2 protein-coding genes and 1 tRNA gene are annotated in these 2,788 nt (G+C 67.0%); 2 read left to right on the top strand and 1 reads right to left on the bottom strand.

Annotation, left to right across the window (positions count from 1 at the left end; genetic code table 11):
* Positions 1-73 (bottom strand) — tRNA-Arg (locus TSO5_RS31335).
* 236 nt (positions 74-309) lie between these two features.
* Here TSO5_RS31335 and gpt point away from each other — a divergent pair.
* Positions 310-804, top strand: a complete 495-nt coding sequence (gene gpt, locus TSO5_RS31330) for a xanthine phosphoribosyltransferase (RefSeq protein ID WP_158282014.1) — start codon at positions 310-312, stop codon at positions 802-804.
* Between the two features lie 165 nt (positions 805-969).
* Positions 970-2,610: a hypothetical protein gene (locus tag TSO5_RS31325; protein WP_109155276.1), complete on the top strand. Its 1,641-nt coding sequence runs from the start codon at positions 970-972 to the stop codon at positions 2,608-2,610.
* Positions 2,611-2,788: the final 178 nt, after the last annotated feature.

Raw genomic sequence — 2,788 nt, 5'->3', positions numbered from 1 at the left:
GCGCCCGAAGAGATTCGAACTCCTGACCCTCAGATTCGTAGTCTGATGCTCTATCCAGCTGAGCTACGGGCGCGCTGTGTATTCTGCGACGGTCGGCAGTGTCACCTTCCGTCCATCCCGGCGTCGGCGGCGGGCCGTCGGCGTCGAGGCGCGCAACATACTCAAAGCCCCCCGGCCCCGCAAGCGCTTTTTTCACGAAATTTCGGCAGCCCTGCGGCGTCGGAGCATGGGCATACAAATAGCCCCCGATTGCCCGGCGGCGGCGGCTGGGTTATACAGTCCGCTTGCTGTTTTTGGAGAGTCAGTCCCGTGGCCGAAGCCCCCTTCAACAAGCATTTCCCGGTGTCCTGGGAAGAGCTCCACCGCAATGCCAAGGCGCTGGCCTGGCGCCTGATCGACCGCGGCCCGTGGAAGGGCATCATCGCGATCACGCGCGGCGGCATGGTTCCTGCGGCGATCATCGCGCGCGAGCTTGAGATCCGCATGATCGACACCGTCTGCGTCTCCAGCTACGACCACCAGCAGCAGCGCAACGCGACGGTGCTGAAGGGTGTCGAGGGCGCCAACGCCGGCGACGGCGAGGGCTGGCTGATCATCGACGATCTGGTGGACACCGGCAAGACGGCGGAAGTCGTGCGCAAGATGCTGCCCAAGGCGCATTTCGCCACCGTCTACGCCAAGCCGGCCGGCCGGCCGCTGGTCGACACCTTCATCACCGAAGTCAGCCAGGACACCTGGATCCACTTCCCCTGGGACATCGAGCTGCAGTTCTCGCAGCCGATCGCCAAGCTGCGCAACGGCTGAGCGCCCACGGGTTTCGGCGTGGCCGTCCGCTGCCGGCGGGGGCCACGCCCAGGCCTGCGTCTTCTCCGGTTCATTACATAAAAATTTACGGTTTGCGTCCTAAATGACGCGCGGCGGCGCCTCTGCGCCCGCCATCGCTTCCCAACATCGCGTGGCGGCCCGCGCATGACCGACGAAATACGCCCGGAAGAGCTGCACCAGGACGAGCTGCGGCACAAGATCGACGCCCTGGTGGCGCGGCTGCCGGCCAGCCTCGTCTACAGCCTGCTGAGCGAGATCGAGGGCATGGACAGCGAGCCGACCGACCGTGTCCAGCTCGTCCGCCAATATGTCATCGAGTATCTGAACCGCCAGCGCACCAACCGCGCCCGGCGCCTGTTCACCAACCTGTTCGAAGCCTTCCTGATCGACGACGACGTGCTCTATCACGGCGGCGTCGCCGTCCCCGGCATGCTGCAGCGCGTCGATGTCGGCGCCCTGTGGGAGGCGCTGAGCCGCGACGCCTTTCCGCTGCTGGCGGTGGAGGCGCAGGAGACGCTGGACGAGATGGCGCGCGGCGAGGTGATCGACCGCATCCTGCGCTCCCCCGTCGCCATGGTGATGAAGGAGCGGATGCGGGTCGCCGCGGTGAAGCATCTGGATGCCGTGCTGGCCAACAAGAAGGCCACGGAGGAACTGCTGGCCGGCATGTCGCGCAACCGGCCGCGCCGCACCCGGCTGATGTCGGGCTTCCTGGAAAAGACGCCGACCATCGATGTCAACACGCTGCGGCTGATGCATCTGGTGCTGACCCATGCCGAGGGGGCGGGCAAACCGGTCGCCGAGCGGCTGGAGGAGTTTCCCGCCAGTTGCGGCGGCGAGGCGGAGGCGAACCGGCTGGCCGACCGGCTGCTGGACGCGACGGACCAGCTGCGCGACCGCTGCGGCGACGATCTGGCGAATTTGCTGCCGCTTTCGGTGCTGACGGTGAAGCGCAACTATCCGGTGGCGGCGCTGTATATCCGGCAGAGCGGCGTCGATCCCGGCCGCGGCGACGCCATGACCGCGGCGCTGACCGGCCATTTCATCGGCGTCACCCGCGCACTGACCGCGGCGCTGACCGTCATCCTGAAGCTGAACGACCGGGTCCCCGGCTCCGCCATCCGGCCCAGCGCCAAGGAGAAGGCGCGGCTGGAGGCACTGGTGCAGCGTCTGGACCAGCTGGTCCATGCCGCCACCTCGGCCGGGCTGATGGAGGACCGCCGCAGCGAGCCGGCCTTCCGCAACGCCTGGACCCAGGCGGCGAAGATCATCGGGTCGCGTGTCGCCGCGGTGGCGATGGAACGCTCCGCCCAGGCGGCAGCCGCCCGGCGCCAGCCGGTGATCGACCATGCCGACGTCGTGTGGCTCGACCGGCTGCTGTGGCGCTGGCAGGCGATGTCGCGCGATTTCGGCTTCGAGACCTACGATCTGGTGAAATGGCGCGAAAGCCTGCTGGAGGAGCTGCGCGCCAATGTCGAAAAGGCGATGAAGTTCGAGGAGACCGATCCGCTGGACGAGCGGATGGAGCATCTCCTGCGCATCGACGGCATCGCCGGCGTGTTCGGCCAGCGCGTCAGCGCCTGGATCCCCACCTTCAGCCACAACATGACCCGGCTGCTGTCGCACCGGCTGGAGCGCGGCGGCGATCTGGGCGCGGAGGAGCAGGCGATCATCGACGACCTCGTCGCCACCGCGCGCACCGAAGTCGGCAAGTCGCGCTATTGGAAGAGCAACGAGCTGATGGACCTGATCGAACTGTCGGAGCGGACGCGGTCGGTGGGGTGAGGGGTTGCTGCTGACGGTGCCCCCTCCCTAACCCTCCCCCACCTTCGGTGGGAGAGTGGACTGCCGCTGCTTCGGCAGTTAGGTCACGCCGACAAGCGTTCTACCCCCTCTCCCGCGAAGCGGGGGAGCAACCATGTTGTTTTCATGGTGAGTGTGGCATTGCCTCCCATTCCTTGTT

Source organism: Azospirillum sp. TSO5 (assembly GCF_003116065.1).
In the GTDB taxonomy this organism is placed as follows: Bacteria; Pseudomonadota; Alphaproteobacteria; order Azospirillales; family Azospirillaceae; genus Azospirillum.
The sequence above is the reverse complement of the archived record's forward strand: the minus strand, read 5'-3'. Positions and strand labels throughout refer to the sequence as shown.

Bases quoted from the DNA above. Each gene is read 5' to 3' on its own strand.
- TSO5_RS31325 (WP_109155276.1), top strand. From the start codon at position 970: ATGACCGACGAAATACGCCCGGAAGAGCTGCACCAGGACGAGCTGCGG.